The organism is Prosthecomicrobium sp. N25 (assembly GCF_037203705.1).
In the GTDB taxonomy this organism is placed as follows: domain Bacteria; phylum Pseudomonadota; class Alphaproteobacteria; order Rhizobiales; family Ancalomicrobiaceae; genus Prosthecodimorpha.
This window is the reverse complement of record NZ_JBBCAT010000007.1, coordinates 48788-66666: the sequence shown is the minus strand read 5'-3', so window position 1 is coordinate 66666 and position 17879 is coordinate 48788. Positions and strand designations below refer to the sequence as shown.

Below are 17879 nucleotides of genomic sequence, written 5' to 3'. Positions count from 1 at the left end.
CGCCGGGGCGCCGGTCCCGCCAGTATACGGAGGCGGGGCGGCTTTGCGAGTATCGGGTCCCGGACGGGACGCGCCGCACGCATGCGGGATGGCATCTGGATCGGCGAGCCTAGTTCGTGTTAGACAGGTCCGAGCTTGTCAGACAAATCCGCCGACCCAAAGGAGGCCGGCGCGGAGGAGACACATGGCCCTCATCCACGAAGACCGCCTCTTCCCGGCGGAGCCCGCCACGCGGGACCTGGCCCGCCGGCTCTACGCGACCGTCCGCGACCTGCCGATCGTCTCCCCGCACGGCCATACCGATCCGCGCTGGTACGCCGAGAACGAGCCCTTCCCGGACCCGGCGAAGCTCTTCGTGATCCCCGACCATTACGTCACGCGCATGCTCTACAGCCAGGGCGTTCCCCTCGAGGCCCTCGGCATTCCGACCCGCGACGGCAGCCCGACCGAGACCGATCCCCGCAAGATCTGGCGGCGCTTCGCGGAGAACTACTTCCTCTTCCGCGGCACGCCTTCGCGGATGTGGCTCGATCATTCCTTCGAGACGCTCTTCGGCCTGACGAAGCGGCTCTCCGCGGAGACCGCCGACCTCTACTACGACACCATCGCGGAGCATCTGGCCCGCCCGGACTACCGGCCGCGCGCCCTGTTCGAGCGCTTCAACATCGAAGTCATCGCCACGACCGAGAGCCCGCTCGACGACCTGCGCCACCACCGCGCCGTGCGCGAGTCCGGCTGGTCCGGCCGCGTGGTGACCGCCTACCGACCCGACCCGGTCTGCGACCCCGACTTCCCCGGCTTCGCCGAGAACCTGCGCGCCTTCGGGGAGATCGCCGGCGTCGACGTCGGCACCTGGACCGGATACCTGGAGGCGCACCGCCGCCGCCGCGCCTATTTCAAGAGCTTCGGCGCGACCTCGACCGATCACGGCCACCCCAGCGCCCAGACCGCCGATCTCTCCCGCGCAGAGGCCGAGGCCCTCTACGACCGCGTCCGCAAGGGCGGCGCCTCGGCGGCCGACGCCGAGCTGTTCCGCGCCCAGTGCCTGACCGAGATGGCCGGCATGAGCCTGGAGGACGGGCTCGTCATGCAGATCCACCCGGGCTCGCGCCGGAACCACAACCCGAAGGTCTTCGCCCGCTTCGGCGCCGACAAGGGCGCCGACATCCCGGGGCGCACCGACTACGTCTCCGCCCTGAAGCCGCTCCTCGACCGGTACGGCAACGAGGCGGCGCTGACCGTCATCCTGTTCACCCTCGACGAGACCAGCTATTCGCGCGAACTGGCGCCGCTCGCCGGGCACTATCCGTGCCTGAAGCTCGGCCCGGCCTGGTGGTTCTACGACAGCCCGGAGGGGATGCTGCGCTACCGCGAGCTGACCACCGAGACCGCCGGCTTCTACAACACGGTCGGGTTCAACGACGACACGCGCGCCTTCACGTCGATCCCGGCCCGCCACGACGTCGCCCGCCGGGTCGACTGCGCCTACCTGGCGAACCTGGTCACGACCCATCGGCTGGACGAGGACGAGGCCTTCACGGTCGCCCGCGACCTCGCCTACGACCTGGCCCGCAAGGCCTACAAGCTGGATTGACGCCCATGCGCCGAATCGGGATCGCCGTCGTCGGCCTCGGAGCCGCCGTCACGCCGCATGCCAGGAGCCTCGTCGACCTCGCCGACCGTGTCGACGTGGTCTGGGCCGCCTCGCGCTCCGAGGAGAAGACCCGGGCCTTCGCGGCCCGCTTCCCCTTCCCGGTCACGACCGACGTCGACGCCGCGATCGCCGATCCGCGCGTCGAGGCCGTCATGGTCCTGACCCCGCCCGCCGCCCATCTCGAGGTCGCCGGGAAGGCGTTCGCGGCCGGCCGGCACGTTCTCGTCGAGAAGCCGCTGGAGCTGACCACCGCCAAGGCCGAGCGGCTGGTCGCCGCCGGCCGCGCGGCCGGCAAGCGCCTCGCCGTCACGCTGCAGCACCGCTTCCGCCCCGCCTCGCGGCGCCTCGCGGTCCTCGTCGCCGACGGCAGCCTCGGGCCGATCGAGGCCGCGCTCGCGATCGTTCCCTGGTGGCGCCCGCAGGGCTACTACGACGAGCCGGGCCGCGGCACGCTCGCCCGCGACGGCGGCGGCGTGCTGCTGACCCAGGCGATCCACACGCTCGACCTGTTCCGGGCCCTGGTCGGCGGCGTCGAGCGGGTCGAGGCCGCCCAGGTCGCGACCACCGGCATCCACCGGATGGAGACGGAGGACTGGGCGAGCGCCCTGTTGCGGCTTCGGAACGGCGCGCCCGCCACGGTGATCGCCACCACGGCGGCCTATCCGGGCACGACGGAGCGCATCGAGATCCTGGCCCGCCACGGCTCCGCGCGCATCGAAGGCGGCAGCCTGACGGTCGCCTGGCACGACGGGCGCACCGAGGCGGTGAAGGACACGGCGGAGGTCGGTGCCGGCGCGGCCTTCATGGACTTCCCCAACGACGCGCATCGGGCGTTGCTCGCCGACTTCCTCGACGCCATCGAGGAGGACCGCGACCCGCTCGTCCCGGGCGAGGATGCGCTCGCCACGCAACAGCTCGTCGACGCCATCCTGGCCGCCGGCGCCCGGACGCGGAACGGCGCTTGACGGAAACCACCGACGGGCGGCATCACGGCGACGAGCCGTCGCTCCGAAGGAGGCCTGAGCGGATGATCGAGGTGGAACCCGGACTGAACCTCCGTTTTCCCCGGCGGAGCGCCGAGTTCCTGGAGGGCGTCGAGATCGGCATCCTGGCCGCGACCCTCGCCTCGGCCGGCGCCGACGTGGTGCGTCCGGTCGGCCGGACGGCCCTCGAGCAGGCGCGCGACCTGGCCGCCGGCCTCGGGTTCGCGGCGATCGAGCAGGCGGACCTCGGCGACCGCGTGCTCGTCTGCTTCACGAAGCGGAGACGCCGTCAGCATCTCCGCCTCGTCTCGTGCCCGGACTGAAGGATCGCCTCAGCGGTTGAAGCGGGTCCCGTCGGGCCGGAGCGCCGAGCGCTCGTCGTCGACCTCGACCTCGGTCTTGCGAACCGTGTCGGACACGCGCCGCTGCTCTTCCTGGACGTCCTTCCTCAGCGAGACCTCCTCGACCACGCGGGCGTCCTTGGAGACCACGGCCTCCTCGGCGCGTTCGCTGGCCTCGATGGTGCGCTCGCGGAACAGGTCCGCGGAGGCATCGGCCGGGCGATCGACGGGCCGGCGCTCGACCTGGACATGCTCGCTGCGCAGGCCGACCGAGGTCTCGACCGGCTCCTCGACCACGTAGCTGCGCACCCGCACGCGGCCGTGCTCCACGTCGCGCTTGCCGACCCGGAGCTCCTCCTGGATCACCGGGATCGAGTCCCGGTCGGTGCCGGAAATCGAATCCGCGCGGTCCGACCAGGCCGAGGTGCCGGTGCGTGTCGCGCCGGAGTCTGTCCCGAGGCCGGAGGTGCCGGACAGGCCCGTGGTTCCGCCCGCGCCCGCTCCGGTCCCGGTCCGATCGGCTTCGTAGGACGAACCGGACCAGGACGAGCCGGACCCGAGGCGGTCACCGCTCGCGGTGTCGCGGCCCGCATAGTCCCGGCCCGTCGGGTCGATGCCCGCGTAGGTACCGGTCCAGCCTTCGGAGCGCCACGTGGACGAACGCTCCTCCATGTCGACGGTGCCTTCGTCGTCCATGATGTCGAGCGCGGTGTCGTAGAGCGTGCCTTGCGTGGTGACGGTCAAGAGATAGCCGCCGCGGGAGAGGCCCTCCGCGTAGGTGTGCCGGTCCTCGTCGGGCAGGAACAGGTCCGCCAGGCTCTCCCAGAAGCCCGGCTCACGGTCGCGGGTGGTGTCGACGCTGGTCTCGGCCATGCCGGGGCGGGTGCCCTGCACGAGCCGCATGTCGGACTCCGCGATGCCCGCGCTGCGCAGGCGCGACATCGCCTCTTCGGCGTGGCTCATGCGGTCGTAGAAGGCCGTGAGCGTCCGGCGCCCCGACCCGGTTGTGGACTCCATCATGCTATCCTCCTGAAGTGTCCGGTTCCTCTCCCTCCCGCTCGATCACCGCCTTCTGGCGGCGCAGGCGGACGGGGACTTCCACGCGTTCACGGGACGTATGCCGGGTGATGCGGATCTCGCGCAGGAGCACGAGCTGCCGTTCGACCACGAGCCGCTCCTCGAAGATCGGGATGATGGTGGTGTCGCCTTCCGTCCGGACCTGCGGCACGGACGTCACGACTTCTCCAACCTCCGTCTCGGAGATCTCGACGGTCTCCCGGGCCAGATCCGCGCGTGCGATCTCCTCGGTGACGTCCGTTTCGGTCGAGACCCTGACCTTGCCGATCGTCCTGACGACCTTGTCGACCCGCATTTCTTCTTCGGCGACCGGAATCTTGACCGTAGCCTGCCGCCGTTCGTCCGAAGTGCCGTCGGTCTCGTCGCTCATGGGCCACCAACGTGAGCCACCGAGTCCGGTTCCTTGGCGAGCGCCGGCTCCGCAGTTTCTCCGATGTCCTTCGACCCTCGCCTGCGTCGGGTCGACGTGGCCCATGCGCCCGGCACGCGGGCCAGCCGGGCTGGACAGCGGCCGCCGCGCCTGCTGTTCTGGCCCGGGTCGGCCGCAGAAGCCGGCCGGGGAGGACCACGCATGCGCAGGAGCGCCCTCGTCACGGGGGGAACCCGCGGAATCGGCGAGGGGATCGTCCGCGCCCTGGCGGCCGATGGCTGGCGGGTGGTCGCCTGCGGGCTGACCGAGGCCGAGATCGCCGCCTTCCGGCCGGACCCGGCGGTCGAGACCCGGCGGCTCGACGTCACCGACCAGGCCTCCGCGGAGGCCGCGCTCGCCGGCCTCGAACGTCTCGACCTTCTCGTCAACTGCGCCGGGATCATCCAGCGCGGCGGCCGCGAGTTCGACATCGACGGCTTTCGCAACACCCTCGAGGTCAACCTGGTGGGCACGATGCGGATGTGCCTCGCGGCCCGCCCGCTGCTCGCCGCCGCCCGGGGATCGATCGTCAACACCGCCTCGATGCTGAGCTTCCAGGGCTCGCCCTTCGTGCCCGGCTACTCCGCCTCGAAGGGCGGCGTCGCGCAGTTGACCAGGAGCCTCGCCGCCGCCTGGGCCGCCGAGGGCATCCGGGTCAACGCCGTCGCGCCCGGCTGGATCGAGACCGATCTGACCCGTCCGCTGGTCGAGGACCCGGCCCGCTCGGCGCCGATCCTGGCCCGCACGCCCCTCGGCCGCTGGGGCCGCCCCGACGATCTCGGCGGGGTGGTGGTCTTCCTGGCCTCCGACGCGGCGCGTTTCATCACCGGCACCGTGCTGCCGGTCGACGGCGGCTATCTCGCCGTCTGACAAGGGAGTTGCCCATGACCGCCCCCGTGCCCCCCTCGAGCGACAAGTGGCTCCCCTACCGCCACCCGATGCCGAAGGAGTCTCCGCCCGAACTGGTCGTGCCCGACGTCATCCCGGAGGACGAGCGGATCTGGGTGCCGGTCGACGACAATGTCTGGTTCCGCCCTCTCTGCATGGTGGCGTCGCGCGGCTACTGGATGAACCTCCTGCGCGTCCGCCGCGCCGGCGTCCTGTCGCGCCACCGCCACCCCCAGCCCGTCCACGGCTATGTGATCCGCGGCGAATGGCGCTACCTCGAGCACGACTGGGTCGCCCGCGAGGGCTCCTACGTGTACGAGGCGCCGGGCGAGACGCACACGCTCGTGGTCGACCCGCATGTCGAGGAGATGATCACCCTCTTCCAGGTCAACGGCGCGATGATCTACGTCGATCCGGACGGCGCCTGCACGGGCTACGACGACGTCTTCACCCGCATCGACAAGTGCCGCCGGCACTACACGGCGGTCGGCCTCGGCGAGGGCTACATCGATCAGTTCATCCGCTGACCGGTGCCGCGGGATGCGGTCCTCCAGCGCATGGCGCTGCGGACCGGCCCTGATCCGCCGGCCGCCGCCTGATCTTTGTCAAGGTCTTTCCTGCCGGGCCGGCTAGGTTACATTCAATAATCGCCAGGGCTACGCTCCCGCAGCCCGCCCCTGTGCCGTTCCGGAGACCCGCATGCTGAACCGCCGTGTCCTCCTCGCTGGCCTGCTGGCTTTCGGCGCCGCTCCGGCTCGGGCCGCCGTCGGAAAGAAGCCGCTCGTGATCGTCGAGAAGGACCCGTCCTGCGGCTGCTGCAACGCTTGGGTCGAGCACCTGAGGGCGGCCGGCTTTCCGGTCCGCGTGATCGAGAACGACCGGCTCGAGCCGGTAAAGAAGGCGCGCGGGATTCCCCGGGATCTCTGGTCCTGCCACACGGCGGTGGTCGACGGCTACGTGATCGAGGGCCATGTCCCGGCCGCCGAGATCGAGCGCCTGCTCGCCGACCGCCCGAAGGCCGTCGGCCTCGCCGTCCCCGGCATGCCGATCGGATCGCCTGGGATGGAGGTGGCGAACATGGCCCCGGAGGCCTACGAGGTCGTCGCCTTCGGGCCTTCCGGCACCACGCCCTTCGCCCGCTATCTCGGCGACAAGCCCGTCTAGACCGGACGCACGAAGGTCCGACTTTCGTGTCGCCAGCATGAGGCTGCGCCTCCGTCTCAGGACAGGACGGCGCCGGGGCCGGGCAGGGGCGCGGGGGTGCGGTCGACCAGGCGATCGGCCACAGCGGCGCCGGTCCACATGGCCAAGAGGGTGACCCAGGCGACCGTCGCGAAGACGGCGGCGCCGGAGACGCCGGCCCCGACGGCGCAGCCACCCGCCAACATACCGCCGAAACCCATCATGACCGCGCCGGCGATCGAGCGGCGCATGGACTGGCCGTCGCGGAAGCCCTCGAGCTTCAGGTCGCCCCCGACGAGGCCGCCCAGGAGGGCGCCGAGGAAGACGCCCGGGACCAGCGCGGTGTCGAACTCGAGCCCGCGGCCGGGCGGGCTCAGCACGAACATCAGGGTGTTGGCCGACGGGCCCGTGAAGGAGAGGCTGCGGACCGGGGTCGGATCGAAGCTCGCGGCCGCCAGGCTGTCGGTGAAGACCCAGCCGGCCGCGACCGTCGCCCCCACGCCGACGGCGCCGAGCCATTCGGTCGCCGACAGGCGGCTTCGGACGGCGAAGAGGAGACCCGCGGCGAGCCACAGGAGGCCGACGAGGGCGGACCCGGACCGGTCGAGCCCGAGGGCCGCCGCGGCGTCCATGACGCCCGGGTCGTCGACGGTCCACAGTGCCGCGAGCCGGTCTCGCAGCGGCGAGAGGATGCCGCGCAGGGCGGCCTGGGCCGACACCGCGAAGACGAGGCCGGACAGCAGGGAACGCAAGTTGCCGGTGGCGCAGAGGACGAGCAGCCGGCTGGCGCAGCCGCGCGCCAGCACCATGCCGGCCCCGAACAGGGCTCCGCCGATGATGGCGCCGGACAGGCTGATGCGGCTGGTCAGCTGGCGGATGCCGCTCGTCCCGAGGAGCCCGAGCGCGAGGGCGGCCTGGGTCATGAGGACCGCGGTCGAAAAGGCCAGGAGCCAGACGGCGAGCCGGCGGCCGAAGTCGCCGCGAACGAAATCGAGCACGGCCGCCCGCAGGCAGAAGCGGCTGCGCTCGGCCGCGAAGCCGAACACCACGCCGAGGACGAGGGCACCGAGCGCGGCCGCGGGACCCTCGCCGATGCGCTCGACGAGCCAATCCAACGGCATGTCGATCTCCCGAACTTCTATATCAGAGAACGCGAATATAGTTCGGAGGCGGCGGCCGGGCCTTGATCGGCGTCAATCGGCGCGGTCAGGGCTGCGTGCGGCGGAAAACACGTGGGAAGGTGTCCCGCAGCGCGTCGGAGAGGCGGCCTTCCAGGACGAAGTAGATGCCGAGGCGCGCGCCGAGGAAGATGCCCGCCAGCGCGACGGGCCAGCTGAGGGCGAGCAGCGATCCGGCCGTCAGCCCTTGCCCGATGGTGCAGCCCCCGGCCGCGACACCGCCGAAGCCCATCAGGGCGGCCCCGAGCAGATGGCGGCGCATCTCGCGCGGGTCGTCGAAGGCCTCCCAGTGGAACTGCCGGCCCCGGACGGCCGCGAGGCCGGACCCGGCCACGACACCGAAGACGCTCGCCACGCCAAAGTCAGCGAGGCTGTCGGTGGCCGCGACAATCCCGAAGAGGGCCCGCGCGACCGGCCCGACGAAGGTCAGGCTCTGGGGTCTCGGTGTGGCGAACTCGTCGACCAGGACGCCCGTGGCCACCCAGCCGGCCACCACGCCCAGGCCGAGCGCCGCGCCGGCGCCGACGAGCCGCGGCGTGCGGGCGAGGCGCCGGTCGGAGAGGGCCCAGGCGGCGAGGCCGAGCAGCAGCGCCCCGGCCAGCGCCGGGCGCCCGAGCGGTCCGATGGCGGCCTGCGCCATGTCGGCGAGGTCTGCGCGCCGACCGTCCGGCAGGGGAACCTGGATGGCCTCGAGGGTGCCGATCCTGAAACCCGACAGGATGCCGCGCAGGCTCGCGTAGGCGACCGCGCCGAAGACGAGGATCACCACCAGGCTGCGCAGGTCGCCGCCGCCGAGCCGGACCAGGGAACCGATGCCGCAGGTGCCGATCAGCGACATGCCGATCCCGAACAGGAGGCCGCCGAGGGCGATCGAGAGGAGCGGCAGCGCGGCCGGCACGTAGGTGGTCGCCGCCGGATCGAGGAGGCCGGCGAGGACGAGCCCCTGGGTTCCCGCCAGCGCGATGGCGAGCCCGAGGGCGAAGACCTTGAGGCGGCGGGTGTCGCCCGCCGTCACCCAGTCCTCGATGGCGCCGAAGGTGCAGAGCCGGCCGCGCCGCAAGGCGAAGCCGCAGACCGCGCCGGTGGCGAAGCCGGAAAGTCCGACGGCCCATTCGGGGTGCACCATGGCGGGCGTCCTCCGGCGCCGGGCCAGCCGTCAGCGGCCCGCGGGCGCCTTCTCGGACCGGTCGAAGGCGGGGTGGCAGAAGATGGAGTAGACGAGGGCGATGACGCGCCGGACGTCGTCGTTGGCGAGGCTGTAGTAGATGGTGTTGCCGTCCCGGCGGGTGGTGACGAGCTCGTCCTCGCGCAGGCGGGCGAGCTGCTGGGAGATCGTCGGCTGGCGGAGCGACAGGATGCGCTCGAGGTCGGAGACGGAGCGCTCCTTCTCGGACAGGAGGCACAGGACGATCAGCCGGCTCTCGTGCGAGATCGCCTTCAGGAAATCGCTGGCGTCGCGGGCGCGCCGCATGAGCTGCTCGAGTTCCGGAGAGAACTCGGCGCCGCCCTCCAGCTCGCGCTCGATGCGTTCCGATACGATCCTGGTCATCGGGTCCTCGCGATCCTCCTCGCCTAGCCGGCGCCGCCGGCGTGCTTCCTCAGGAGCGAGCCGAGCAGGCCCCAGAACATGGACTCGTCAGCGTAGCCCGTGATGCGTCCGATCTCGCGGCCGTCGTCGACCAGGATGAAGGTCGGGGTGAACACGACCGGGCCGGCCAGGCTGAGGTCCTCCGGCATCCGGTCGAGATCGGCGCGGCGCAGGGGCGCGGTCCGCCCCTCGTCTGTCTTCGGGTAGACGGGCCCGACCTGGGCTCGCCAGCGCTCGCACCAGGCACAGCCGGTCCGCTCCACCATCAGGAGCTCGGCGGCTCTCGCCTCGGCACCCGCGAGAAGGAGCACCGCGGCGAACCCGATCATCGTCAGACGCACGTGCATGTGCTCGCCCCTGCGGCCCGGCATCCCGCGGCCCCTATCTTTATCATGGAAAGTGAATATAGTTGAGGATCGCGCGCGGCGCCAGTGTCGGCGGCGCCCGGCCGCGGTCAATCTCCCAGAGGACCCGATGGATTTCGACGTGTCCCTGCCCGCAGCCTTCGCGGCCGGCCTCGCGTCGTTCCTGTCGCCCTGCGTGCTGCCGCTGGTCCCGCCCTATCTGTGCTTCCTGGCCGGGATGGGCATGGAGCAACTCGCCGGTTCGGAGCGGGAGGGCACCGCGCGGCTGCGTCTCTTGACGGTCGCCGTCGCGTTCGTGCTCGGCTTCGGAACGGTGTTCGTCGCGCTCGGGGCCACCGCCAGTCAGGTGGGCCGGCTCCTGGCGGAGCACCTGCGTCTCCTCACCATCCTGTCGGGCGTCGCCGTGGGGGTGATGGGTCTGCATTTCCTCGGCGTGCTGCGCATCGGGCTGCTCCATCGCGAGGCCCGCCTGCAGGTGGATCGCAGGCCCGCGGGCCTCGCCGGGGCCTATCTGGTCGGCCTTGCCTTCGGGTTCGGGTGGACACCCTGCGTCGGGCCCGTGCTGACCACGATCCTGTTGGTCGCGGCCCAGTCGGACGGGGCCGCGAAGGGGGCGGGGCTGCTCGCCGTCTATGCCGCCGGGATCGGTCTGCCGTTCATGGCTGCCGCGGCCTTCGCGGGGCCGTTCCTGCGGCTCGCGGGGCGGTTCCGGCGGTACCTCGGCGTGGTCGAGAAGGCGACCGGCGGCGTGCTCGTGGTGACCGGCCTTCTCTTCGTGACCGGGAGCATGCCGACCGTCGGGCAGTGGCTCCTCGACACATTTCCCGCGCTCGGACGGATCGGCTGACAAGACAAAAGGGAGGACTTCGATGATTTCCCGCCGCCATCTTCTCGCCGCGACCGGCGCCACCGTCCTGGCCGGCCGGCCCGCTCCGGCCGGGGCCGCGCCCGTCCCGGACGAGTCCGGGCTCTACCAGCTGCCGTGGTTCCTGGAGAGCTTCCTCGACCTGTCGGAGGATCTCGCCCAGGCGACGCAGGACGGCAAGCGCTTCGCGGTCCTGTGGGGGCTGAAGGGATGCCCGTATTGCAAGGAGCTGCATACGGTGAACTTCGCCGACCCGGCCATCGAGGGCTACGTCCGGGATAATTTCGTCATCCTCCACCTCAACCACATCGGCGCGCGCGAGGTGACGGACTTCGACGGCGAGAGGCTCGGCGAGAAGGCCTTCGGGGAGAAGTATGCGGTCCGCTTCACGCCGACGGTCCAGTTCTTCCCCGAAGCCGCCGAGGGCCTGAAGGGCAAGGCTCCGCAGGTGCGCGAGGTCGCCCGCATTCCCGGCTACCTGAAGCCGGAGCCGTTCCTGGCGATGTTCAGGTTCGTCCGGGAGAAGGGCTACGAGGCCGGCAGCTTCCAGGACTGGCTGCGCAAGCGGGGGGCCTGAGCCCCCCGCTGCGGCGTGCGTCTACTTGTTGACCGGCGACTCCGGGTCGAACAGGGCCGCGACCGCGTCCTTGATCTGCGCCTCGCTCAGGAATTTCGACGGCCCGAAGCGGGGCATGTTCGAACAGGCCAGCGTCGTGTGCGAGTTGTAGATCTTCGCGTAGGCGTCCCGGGCGGCCGCGGCGGCGTAGCCCTTGGCCTTGCCGTAGCCGGTCAGGCTCGGGCCGAGGGTGCCGAAGCTGACCTCCTTCGGGTCCATCTGGTGGCACGCATAGCAGTTGCCGCCGTTCACCGTGTCGGGACCGTCGGAGAACTGGCCCCCGCGGCCGTTGTTGGCGAGCGCCAGGCCCTTCTTCCAGTCGCCGACGACCTTGCCGTCGGCAGGATAGACCACGCCCGCCGCGGCGGCGGCCTGGATCTTGGCGGCGACGTCCGGTGGCGGCGCATTGCGGTAGAGGTTGCAGAGCGCCTGGACCTCGTCGGTCTCCAGGCGGGTCTTCCACTCGTCGGGCTGCACCTTCGACCAGCTCGACTTCATCATGGCGGCGAGGGCCGCCGGCTCCGGATGAGTCTTGGCCTTGTCGTCCGCGACGGCGCCGGCGGCGATCGAGACGACGGCGGCGGCCGCGACGGCGGCGGCCGGGATGAGGCGTGTCTTCATGGCGTCGTCCTCAGCGCTTGATGGAGGGGACCAGGATCTCGCCGCCGTCGGCGCGGGCGACGAGGTACAGGGACAGCGCCGTCACGATGTCGGAGCCGTAGTCGACGGAAGGCAGCCGCTGCTGGCGGAAGCAGTCCCAGAGCCGGTTCTGCATGGTGCGCAAGGCCGTCTGCGACACGCGGTAGGTCGGCCAGGAGCCCATGGATTCCTGGGCCGTCTTGCCGGGCTTGGCGAAGTCCGGGAGGTTGGTGGTGCGGATGCGCAGGCCGGTCTCGCCGTGGCAGGTGGCGCAGGAGAAGTCCATCACGCCGGACCGGCGGAAGAACATGGCCTCGCCGGCCTCGAACATCTCCTTCTCTCGGGGATGCTTCAGCTGGGCCTCGTATTTCATCCCGCTCGACTTGTTGGCGACGTAGGCGGTCAGGTCCTCCAGGTCGGAGGCGACGCCGGGCCGGGAGAAGCGGCGTGCGACGACCTCCTTGGTGTCGAGGCCCTGGATCTTGTCCATGCACCACAGGAGCCGGACCTCCAGGTCCATGACCTTGTCGGCGTCGGCGAAGTAGCGCGGCAGGCGCGCGAAGGCGCCTTCCAGCTTGCCGGGTCCCTCGCCGAGATCGCAAGTCTCCAGGCTGGCGTCCTTCGTGCCGCGCTTGGTCGACCACAGGACCTCGCCCCGGTCGACGGCCAGGAAGCCCGGGTTCGACATCGGGTCGCTGATCATGTCGCGATAGCGCTGGATCTCCGCCTCGCTCGACCCGGCCTCCTGGGCCCGGCCCGCGCCGGACGGCATCAGGGCCACCGCCAGGGCCAGCGCCGCGGCGGTTCTCATCACGTGCTGCTTCATGCTTCCTCCCACGCCCCTCTGCCGAGGGCACCTCTTGCGGATATCCCGGGGAAGGCCGACCATCGCCCCCTGCGGCGGGCCCCGGAGACGGGGGCCGGCGGGAGGCTTTATGATCCCCCTTGAATATTCCGAAACCATCATATAGTTCTTGAACCGATTTGAAAAGCGCGTCTTTGGGCGGCGTCGGAAGCCCGGGAACGACGGCAACGGGAGGAGACCGGACATGGAGTTCAAGGAAGCGCGGTGGACACGCCGCCAGACTCTCGCCGCCGGGGCCATCGCGGCCTTCGCGGCCGCGCTCGCCCCCCGGCTGGCTCTCGCCACCGAGGCCGACGTCGCCGGAGAACTGAAGAAGCTCTATGGCGACAAGAGCTTCGCGGAGGGCCGCATCAAGCTCGACATTCCGCAGATCGCCGAGAACGGGCTGGTGGTGCCGCTCAACATCGACGTGGAAAGCCCCATGACGGAGGCGGACCATGTCAAGGCCGTGCATGTCTTCGCGGACGGCAACCCGCTGCCGCAGGTGCTGACCTACCAGTTCACGCCCGAGAGCGGGAAGGCCTCGGCGTCGACCCGCATCCGCCTCGCCCAGACGCAGAACGTGATCTGCGTCGCCGAGATGTCGGACGGCAAGCTCTTCACCGCCAAGGCGAACGTGAAGGTCACCATCGGCGGCTGCGGCGGCTGAAGGCGCGCCCGACGCGCCCCGTCACGATCGCAAGAGGCAAAGGACAAGACCATGACCACCAAAGCTCAGCCGCGCGTGCGCGTCCCGGCCCAGGCCAAGGCCGGCGAGATCATCGAGATCAAGAGCCTGATCTCCCACGAGATGGAATCCGGCCAGCGCAAGGACGCCGAGGGCAAGCAGATCCCGCGCAAGATCCTGAACACCTTCCAGGCGTCCTTCGACGGCAAGCCCTTCTTCACGGCGTCCTGGTTTCCGTCGATCTCGGCCAACCCCTACCAGTCGTTCTTCTTCAAGGCGACCCGGTCGGGCGAGTTCAAGTTCACCTGGCGCGACGACGACGGGTCCATCGCCGAGCATGTCGCCAAGCTGACGGTGGCCTGAGCCGCCGGCACCGATCCGCGGCGGCGGCGAGCCGCCGTCCCCCTCGCGAGCGGCCGCCCCGGCGTGCTGCGCCGATCCCGTCGAACGCCCGAGCCCCGCTCGCGGCGCAGCGCCCCCGTGCGTCCCGACCTCCGGGAGACCGAATCCAATGATCTCGCGTCGTGAATTCCTGCAGGCGGCTGCCGCCGCCTCGACCATCGCCGGGGCCTCCGGGCTCGGGCCGCTCGGGCGGGCGGCGGCGCAGCAGCGGCTCTCCCAGGCGGCGCTGACCGCCTTCGAGCCGCTCGGCAACGTCACCCTCCTGCATGTGACGGACATCCACGCCCAGCTGATGCCGCTTCACTTCCGCGAGCCGTCGGTCAACCTCGGGGTCGGGGAGGCCAACGGCCGGCCGCCGCACCTGACCGAGGCAGCGTTCCGGGCGTGGTTCAAGATCCCGGCCGGGAGCCCTGAGGCCTTCGCGCTGACCAGCGAGGACTTCGTCGCGCTCGCCCGGCAATATGGCCGGATGGGCGGCATGGACCGGGTCGCGGCGGTGGTGAAGCAGATCCGCGCGGAGCGGGGCGCGGACCGGACGCTGCTCCTCGACGGCGGCGACACCTGGCAGGGCAGCTGGACGGCGCTGCAGACCAAGGCCCAGGACATGGTCGAGGTCATGACCGCCCTCGGCACCGACGCCATGACGAGCCATTGGGAATTCACCTACGGCGAGGAGCGGGTGAAGGAGATCGTCGACGCGCTCCCCTTCGCGTTCCTGGCGCAGAACGTGCGCGACAACGAATGGCAGGAGAAGGTCTTCGAGGGCACGAAGATCTTCGAAAAGGGCGGCGCGAAGATCGCCGTCATCGGCCAGGCCTTCCCGCGCACGCCGATCGCCAATCCGCGCTGGATGATCCCGAAATGGGAGTTCGGCATCCGGGACGACGATCTGCAGAAGGAGGTCGACGCGGCGCGGGCGGCCGGGGCGGACGCGGTCATCGTGCTGTCCCACAACGGCTACGACGTCGACGTGAAGATGGCGGGCCGGGTCAGGGGCATCGACGTAATCCTGGCGGCGCACACGCACGACGCCATGCCGGGGGTCATGAAGGTCGGCGACACGATCCTGGTCGCCAGCGGCTCGCACGGGAAGTTCGTCTCGCGCCTCGACCTCGACTGCGGCGGCGGCAAGGTCCGGGGCTACCGGTACAAGCTGATCCCGATCTTCGCGGACGCGATCGCGCCCGATCCGGAGATGGCGGCGCTCGTCGCCCGGATCCGTGCGCCATACGGGGAGGTGCTCGGCCGCGAGCTGGGCCGGACCGAATCCCTGCTCTACCGGCGCGGCAACTTCAACGGCACCTTCGACGACCTGATCGCCCAGGCGATGCTCGCCGAGCGGGACGCCGAGATCGCGCTGTCGCCCGGGTTCCGGTGGGGCGGCACGCTGGTGCCGGGCGACGCGATCACGTTCGAGGCGCTCGCCAACGCCACCGCTATGACGTACCCGGCCTGCTACCGGACGGAGATGACCGGCGAGATGCTGAAGACGATCCTCGAGGACGTCGCCGACAACATCTTCCACCCTGACCCGTATTTCCAGGGCGGGGGCGACATGGTGCGGGTGGCCGGCATGGGATACCGCATCGACGTCGGCAGGCCGATGGGCAGCCGCATCTCGGAGCTGACACACCTCAAGTCCGGCCAGCCGATCGAGCCGTCGCGCAAGTACGTGGTCGCCGGCTGGGCGAGCGTGAACCAGGGCACCGAGGGGCCGCCGATCTGGGACGTGGTCGGGCGGCACATCGAGCGGGAGAGGACGATCCGCGTCGAGCCGAACCGGTCCGTCAAGGTCGTGGCGAGCTGAGCGGGAGGGGAACATGAGCGAGGGAGCGACCAAGGGCATGAGCCGCCGCGGACTGCTCGCGGGGCTCGGGGCCGGGGCGGTGGCGGCCGGCGCGGCCGGCGCCGCGCGGGCGGGGGGCACGCCGGATCCGGCGATCGTGGAGAAGCAGGACTGGCAGCAGTTCCTCGGCGACGGCGTGGCGTCCCGGCCCTACGGGAAGCCTTCCCGGTACGAGGCCCACGTGGTCAAGCGCGACGTCGAATGGCTGACCGCGGGCCGGGAATCCTCGGTCAACTTCACGCCGCTGCACGAACTCGACGGCATCATCACGCCGAACGGGCTCTGCTTCGAGCGCCACCACGCCGGCATCGCGGAGATCGATCCGGCGAAGCACCGGCTGATGATCAACGGCCTCGTCGAGAAGCCGCTCGTCTTCACCATGGACGACATCAGGCGGATGCCGCGCACCAACCGGATCCACTTCCTGGAATGCGCGGCCAATTCCGGCATGGAGTGGCGCGGCGCGCAGCTCAACGGATGCCAGTTCACCCACGGCATGATCCACAACGTGATGTACACGGGCGTGCCCCTGAAGGTCCTGCTCGACGAGGCGGGGCTGAGGCCCGCCGCGCGGTGGATCATGGTGGAGGGCGGTGACGCCTCGGCGATGAACCGCTCCATCCCGATCGAAAAGGCGCTCGACGACTGCCTGATCGCGTTCAAGATGAACGGCGAGGCGCTCCGGCCCGAGCAGGGCTACCCGCTCAGGATCGTGGTGCCGGGCTGGGAAGGCAACATGTGGGTGAAGTGGCTGCGTCGCATCGAAGTCGGCGACCAGCCCTGGCATGCGCGTGAGGAGACGTCGAAATACACCGACCTCCTCGCCGACGGCCGGTCGCGCCGCTTTACCTGGATCATGGACGCCAAGTCGGTGGTGACCAATCCCAGCCCGCAGGCGCCCCTCCGGTTCCGGGGACCGAACGTTCTCACGGGCATCGCGTGGTCAGGGCGGGGCGCGATCAAGCGCGTCGACGTCACCCTGGACGGGGGGCGGAACTGGCGGCCGGCCCGTCTCGACGGCCCGGTCCTGCCGCGGTCGGTCGCGCGCTTCTACGTCGACTTCGACTGGCAGGGGGAGGAGATGCTGGTCCAGTCCCGGGCGGTCGACGACACCGGCTACGTGCAGCCGACCAAGGCGGAGCTGCGCGCCGTGCGCGGCGTCAACTCGATCTACCACAACAACGGCATCCAGACCTGGCTGGTGCGGGGCAACGGGGAGACGGAGAATGTCGAGATTTCGTAGCGCCGCCGTCGCCGCCACGCTCGTCCTCCTGGCGGGCACGGGGGCCGAGGCCGGCAAGCTCGGGCTCGGCCGCGAGGCGCTGCCCGAGGAGGTCGCCGCCTGGGACATCGACGTGCGCCCGGACGGGCAGGGGCTGCCGCCCGGTCGGGGCTCCGTCAGGCAAGGCGAGGCGATCTTCCTGGAGAAATGCGCGATCTGCCACGGCGAATTCGGCGAGGGCGCCGGCCGCTGGCCGGTGCTGGCCGGCGGACAAGGCACGCTCAAGGGCGCGAGCCCGGAGAAGACGATCGGCAGCTTCTGGCCCTTCGCGTCCACCGTCTTCGACTACATCCGCCGGGCCATGCCGTTCGGCCAGGCGCAGTCGCTGACGGACGACGAGGTCTACGCCCTGACGGCGTTCCTGCTGTCGATGAACGACGTGGTCAAGGACGACTTCGTGCTCTCGCGAGAGACCTTCAGGTCGGTGAAGCTGCCCAACGAGGGCGCCTTCTACATGGACGACCGGGAGACCACCGAACGGAGCTTCTGGAAGGCCGATCCCTGCATGACGAACTGCAAGCAGACGGTCGAGATCGTCGGCCGGGCCCGGGTCATCGACGTGACGCCCGACGACAAGGACAAGAGCCTCAAGGTCGAGTAGATCTCGGGCGATCCGTCCTGCGGGGAGGAGCGGAGAGGAGGCCGATCCCGATGCGCAAGCCGGTCCTGGCGCGATTTCTCGGAGCCGCGGCGACGGGCGCGGTGCTCGCGGGCGAACCGGCGCTCGGGGGCGAGCCGGCCGTCGCCCCCCCGCGGAGCCCGATGGTTCGCTCGATCGAGGGCGATCCCGCGCTCGGCGAATATCTCTCGGGGGAATGCGTCACCTGCCATCAGCTCTCGGGCAACCAGGACGGCATCCCGTCGATCGTGGGGTGGCCCGCGGCCTGGATGGTGGAGGCCCTGACCGAGTTCAAGGCCCACAAGCGGCCGAACCCCACCATGCAGACCATCGCATCCCGCCTCTCCGACGAGGAGATCGCGGCGCTGGCAGTCTATTTCGAGAGCGTCATCAAGCACCCGCCGCGGTGAGGC

The 17879-nt window shown here is 70.7% G+C and carries 22 protein-coding genes; 14 read left to right on the top strand and 8 right to left on the bottom strand.

The genetic code is table 11. The features are described from left to right. Positions 1-184 precede the first annotated feature (184 nt). The 3 genes from uxaC to WBG79_RS27300 all read left to right on the top strand — a co-directional run bounded on the left by uxaC (position 185) and on the right by WBG79_RS27300 (position 2960). A complete protein-coding gene (gene uxaC / locus WBG79_RS27310; protein ID WP_337360420.1) occupies positions 185-1594 on the top strand; it encodes a glucuronate isomerase in 1410 nt (469 codons plus the stop codon). A 5-nt stretch (positions 1595-1599) separates the two neighbouring features. Continuing rightward, positions 1600-2619 carry a Gfo/Idh/MocA family protein gene (locus tag WBG79_RS27305; RefSeq protein WP_337360419.1) on the top strand — a complete coding sequence of 340 codons (1020 nt, stop codon included), beginning with the start codon at positions 1600-1602 and terminating at the stop codon, positions 2617-2619. Positions 2620-2681: 62 nt separating this feature from the next. Continuing rightward, positions 2682-2960: a hypothetical protein gene (locus tag WBG79_RS27300; protein WP_337360418.1), complete on the top strand. Its 279-nt coding sequence runs from the start codon at positions 2682-2684 to the stop codon at positions 2958-2960. Between the two features lie 9 nt (positions 2961-2969). Here WBG79_RS27300 and WBG79_RS27295 read toward each other — a convergent pair whose 3' ends face one another. Further along, positions 2970-3998 carry a YsnF/AvaK domain-containing protein gene (locus WBG79_RS27295; RefSeq protein ID WP_337360417.1) on the bottom strand — a complete coding sequence of 343 codons (1029 nt, stop codon included), beginning with the start codon at positions 3996-3998 and terminating at the stop codon, positions 2970-2972. Between the two features lies 1 nt (position 3999). Continuing rightward, the gene (locus tag WBG79_RS27290) at positions 4000-4425 is read right to left on the bottom strand and encodes a DUF2382 domain-containing protein (protein WP_337360416.1); all 426 of its coding nucleotides are present in this window, start codon (positions 4423-4425) and stop codon (positions 4000-4002) included. A 201-nt stretch (positions 4426-4626) separates the two neighbouring features. Here WBG79_RS27290 and WBG79_RS27285 point away from each other — a divergent pair, with 201 nt between their 5' ends. From WBG79_RS27285 to WBG79_RS27275, 3 genes are all read left to right on the top strand, one after another. After that, positions 4627-5334, top strand: coding sequence for an SDR family NAD(P)-dependent oxidoreductase (locus WBG79_RS27285; protein WP_337360415.1), 708 nt, complete (start codon positions 4627-4629; stop codon positions 5332-5334). A gap of 14 nt (positions 5335-5348) precedes the next feature. Further along, positions 5349-5879: a 2,4'-dihydroxyacetophenone dioxygenase family protein gene (locus WBG79_RS27280; RefSeq protein WP_337360414.1), complete on the top strand. Its 531-nt coding sequence runs from the start codon at positions 5349-5351 to the stop codon at positions 5877-5879. Between the two features lie 172 nt (positions 5880-6051). Continuing rightward, on the top strand, positions 6052-6516 hold the full coding sequence (locus tag WBG79_RS27275) for a DUF411 domain-containing protein (protein WP_337360413.1): 465 nt from the start codon (positions 6052-6054) through the stop codon (positions 6514-6516). A 56-nt stretch (positions 6517-6572) separates the two neighbouring features. Here the strand turns inward: WBG79_RS27275 and WBG79_RS27270 are convergent, their stop codons facing one another. From WBG79_RS27270 to WBG79_RS27255, 4 genes are all read right to left on the bottom strand, one after another. Further along, a complete protein-coding gene (locus WBG79_RS27270; RefSeq protein WP_337360412.1) occupies positions 6573-7655 on the bottom strand; it encodes a YeeE/YedE family protein in 1083 nt (360 codons plus the stop codon). 85 nt (positions 7656-7740) lie between these two features. Next, positions 7741-8838 (bottom strand): YeeE/YedE family protein, encoded by a 1098-nt coding sequence (locus tag WBG79_RS27265; protein WP_337360411.1) that lies wholly within the window; start codon positions 8836-8838, stop codon positions 7741-7743. 30 nt (positions 8839-8868) lie between these two features. Then, positions 8869-9261 (bottom strand): ArsR/SmtB family transcription factor, encoded by a 393-nt coding sequence (locus WBG79_RS27260; protein WP_337360410.1) that lies wholly within the window; start codon positions 9259-9261, stop codon positions 8869-8871. A 23-nt stretch (positions 9262-9284) separates the two neighbouring features. Beyond that, positions 9285-9671, bottom strand: a complete 387-nt coding sequence (locus tag WBG79_RS27255; RefSeq protein WP_337360409.1) for a hypothetical protein — start codon at positions 9669-9671, stop codon at positions 9285-9287. A gap of 103 nt (positions 9672-9774) precedes the next feature. Between WBG79_RS27255 and WBG79_RS27250 the strand changes: the two genes are divergently transcribed. Continuing rightward, the gene (locus WBG79_RS27250) at positions 9775-10512 is read left to right on the top strand and encodes a cytochrome c biogenesis CcdA family protein (RefSeq protein ID WP_337360408.1); all 738 of its coding nucleotides are present in this window, start codon (positions 9775-9777) and stop codon (positions 10510-10512) included. Positions 10513-10534: 22 nt separating this feature from the next. Then, the gene (locus tag WBG79_RS27245; protein WP_337360407.1) at positions 10535-11107 is read left to right on the top strand and encodes a thioredoxin family protein; all 573 of its coding nucleotides are present in this window, start codon (positions 10535-10537) and stop codon (positions 11105-11107) included. Positions 11108-11128: 21 nt separating this feature from the next. Here WBG79_RS27245 and soxX read toward each other — a convergent pair whose 3' ends face one another. Further along, positions 11129-11767: a sulfur oxidation c-type cytochrome SoxX gene (gene soxX / locus WBG79_RS27240; RefSeq protein WP_337360406.1), complete on the bottom strand. Its 639-nt coding sequence runs from the start codon at positions 11765-11767 to the stop codon at positions 11129-11131. 10 nt (positions 11768-11777) lie between these two features. Further along, complete coding sequence (soxA, locus tag WBG79_RS27235) at positions 11778-12611, bottom strand: sulfur oxidation c-type cytochrome SoxA (RefSeq protein WP_337360405.1); 834 nt, start codon at positions 12609-12611, stop codon at positions 11778-11780. Positions 12612-12834: 223 nt separating this feature from the next. Here soxA and soxY point away from each other — a divergent pair, with 223 nt between their 5' ends. From soxY to WBG79_RS27205, 6 genes are all read left to right on the top strand, one after another. Beyond that, a complete protein-coding gene (gene soxY, locus WBG79_RS27230) occupies positions 12835-13299 on the top strand; it encodes a thiosulfate oxidation carrier protein SoxY (protein WP_337360404.1) in 465 nt (154 codons plus the stop codon). 51 nt (positions 13300-13350) lie between these two features. Then, on the top strand, positions 13351-13680 hold the full coding sequence (gene soxZ / locus WBG79_RS27225; protein ID WP_337360403.1) for a thiosulfate oxidation carrier complex protein SoxZ: 330 nt from the start codon (positions 13351-13353) through the stop codon (positions 13678-13680). A 148-nt stretch (positions 13681-13828) separates the two neighbouring features. Continuing rightward, on the top strand, positions 13829-15526 hold the full coding sequence (gene soxB / locus WBG79_RS27220) for a thiosulfohydrolase SoxB (protein WP_337360402.1): 1698 nt from the start codon (positions 13829-13831) through the stop codon (positions 15524-15526). A 13-nt stretch (positions 15527-15539) separates the two neighbouring features. Next, positions 15540-16808 (top strand): sulfite dehydrogenase, encoded by a 1269-nt coding sequence (gene soxC, locus WBG79_RS27215; RefSeq protein WP_337360401.1) that lies wholly within the window; start codon positions 15540-15542, stop codon positions 16806-16808. Then, positions 16792-17448 carry a c-type cytochrome gene (locus WBG79_RS27210; protein ID WP_337360400.1) on the top strand — a complete coding sequence of 219 codons (657 nt, stop codon included), beginning with the start codon at positions 16792-16794 and terminating at the stop codon, positions 17446-17448. Before soxC ends, WBG79_RS27210 begins: the two co-directional genes overlap by 17 nt. Before the next feature lie 50 nt (positions 17449-17498). Further along, on the top strand, positions 17499-17876 hold the full coding sequence (locus tag WBG79_RS27205) for a c-type cytochrome (RefSeq protein ID WP_337360399.1): 378 nt from the start codon (positions 17499-17501) through the stop codon (positions 17874-17876). Positions 17877-17879 lie beyond the last annotated feature (3 nt).

Bases quoted from the DNA above. Each gene is read 5' to 3' on its own strand.
- uxaC (WP_337360420.1), top strand. From the start codon at position 185: ATGGCCCTCATCCACGAAGACCGCCTCTTCCCGGCGGAGCCCGCCACG.
- WBG79_RS27305 (WP_337360419.1), top strand. From the start codon at position 1,600: ATGCGCCGAATCGGGATCGCCGTCGTCGGCCTCGGAGCCGCCGTCACG.
- WBG79_RS27300 (WP_337360418.1), top strand. From the start codon at position 2,682: ATGATCGAGGTGGAACCCGGACTGAACCTCCGTTTTCCCCGGCGGAGC.
- WBG79_RS27295 (WP_337360417.1), bottom strand. From the start codon at position 3,998: ATGATGGAGTCCACAACCGGGTCGGGGCGCCGGACGCTCACGGCCTTC.
- WBG79_RS27290 (WP_337360416.1), bottom strand. From the start codon at position 4,425: ATGAGCGACGAGACCGACGGCACTTCGGACGAACGGCGGCAGGCTACG.
- WBG79_RS27285 (WP_337360415.1), top strand. From the start codon at position 4,627: ATGCGCAGGAGCGCCCTCGTCACGGGGGGAACCCGCGGAATCGGCGAG.
- WBG79_RS27280 (WP_337360414.1), top strand. From the start codon at position 5,349: ATGACCGCCCCCGTGCCCCCCTCGAGCGACAAGTGGCTCCCCTACCGC.
- WBG79_RS27275 (WP_337360413.1), top strand. From the start codon at position 6,052: ATGCTGAACCGCCGTGTCCTCCTCGCTGGCCTGCTGGCTTTCGGCGCC.
- WBG79_RS27270 (WP_337360412.1), bottom strand. From the start codon at position 7,655: ATGCCGTTGGATTGGCTCGTCGAGCGCATCGGCGAGGGTCCCGCGGCC.
- WBG79_RS27265 (WP_337360411.1), bottom strand. From the start codon at position 8,838: ATGGTGCACCCCGAATGGGCCGTCGGACTTTCCGGCTTCGCCACCGGC.
- WBG79_RS27260 (WP_337360410.1), bottom strand. From the start codon at position 9,261: ATGACCAGGATCGTATCGGAACGCATCGAGCGCGAGCTGGAGGGCGGC.
- WBG79_RS27255 (WP_337360409.1), bottom strand. From the start codon at position 9,671: ATGCCGGGCCGCAGGGGCGAGCACATGCACGTGCGTCTGACGATGATC.
- WBG79_RS27250 (WP_337360408.1), top strand. From the start codon at position 9,775: ATGGATTTCGACGTGTCCCTGCCCGCAGCCTTCGCGGCCGGCCTCGCG.
- WBG79_RS27245 (WP_337360407.1), top strand. From the start codon at position 10,535: ATGATTTCCCGCCGCCATCTTCTCGCCGCGACCGGCGCCACCGTCCTG.
- soxX (WP_337360406.1), bottom strand. From the start codon at position 11,767: ATGAAGACACGCCTCATCCCGGCCGCCGCCGTCGCGGCCGCCGCCGTC.
- soxA (WP_337360405.1), bottom strand. From the start codon at position 12,611: ATGAAGCAGCACGTGATGAGAACCGCCGCGGCGCTGGCCCTGGCGGTG.
- soxY (WP_337360404.1), top strand. From the start codon at position 12,835: ATGGAGTTCAAGGAAGCGCGGTGGACACGCCGCCAGACTCTCGCCGCC.
- soxZ (WP_337360403.1), top strand. From the start codon at position 13,351: ATGACCACCAAAGCTCAGCCGCGCGTGCGCGTCCCGGCCCAGGCCAAG.
- soxB (WP_337360402.1), top strand. From the start codon at position 13,829: ATGATCTCGCGTCGTGAATTCCTGCAGGCGGCTGCCGCCGCCTCGACC.
- soxC (WP_337360401.1), top strand. From the start codon at position 15,540: ATGAGCGAGGGAGCGACCAAGGGCATGAGCCGCCGCGGACTGCTCGCG.
- WBG79_RS27210 (WP_337360400.1), top strand. From the start codon at position 16,792: ATGTCGAGATTTCGTAGCGCCGCCGTCGCCGCCACGCTCGTCCTCCTG.
- WBG79_RS27205 (WP_337360399.1), top strand. From the start codon at position 17,499: ATGCGCAAGCCGGTCCTGGCGCGATTTCTCGGAGCCGCGGCGACGGGC.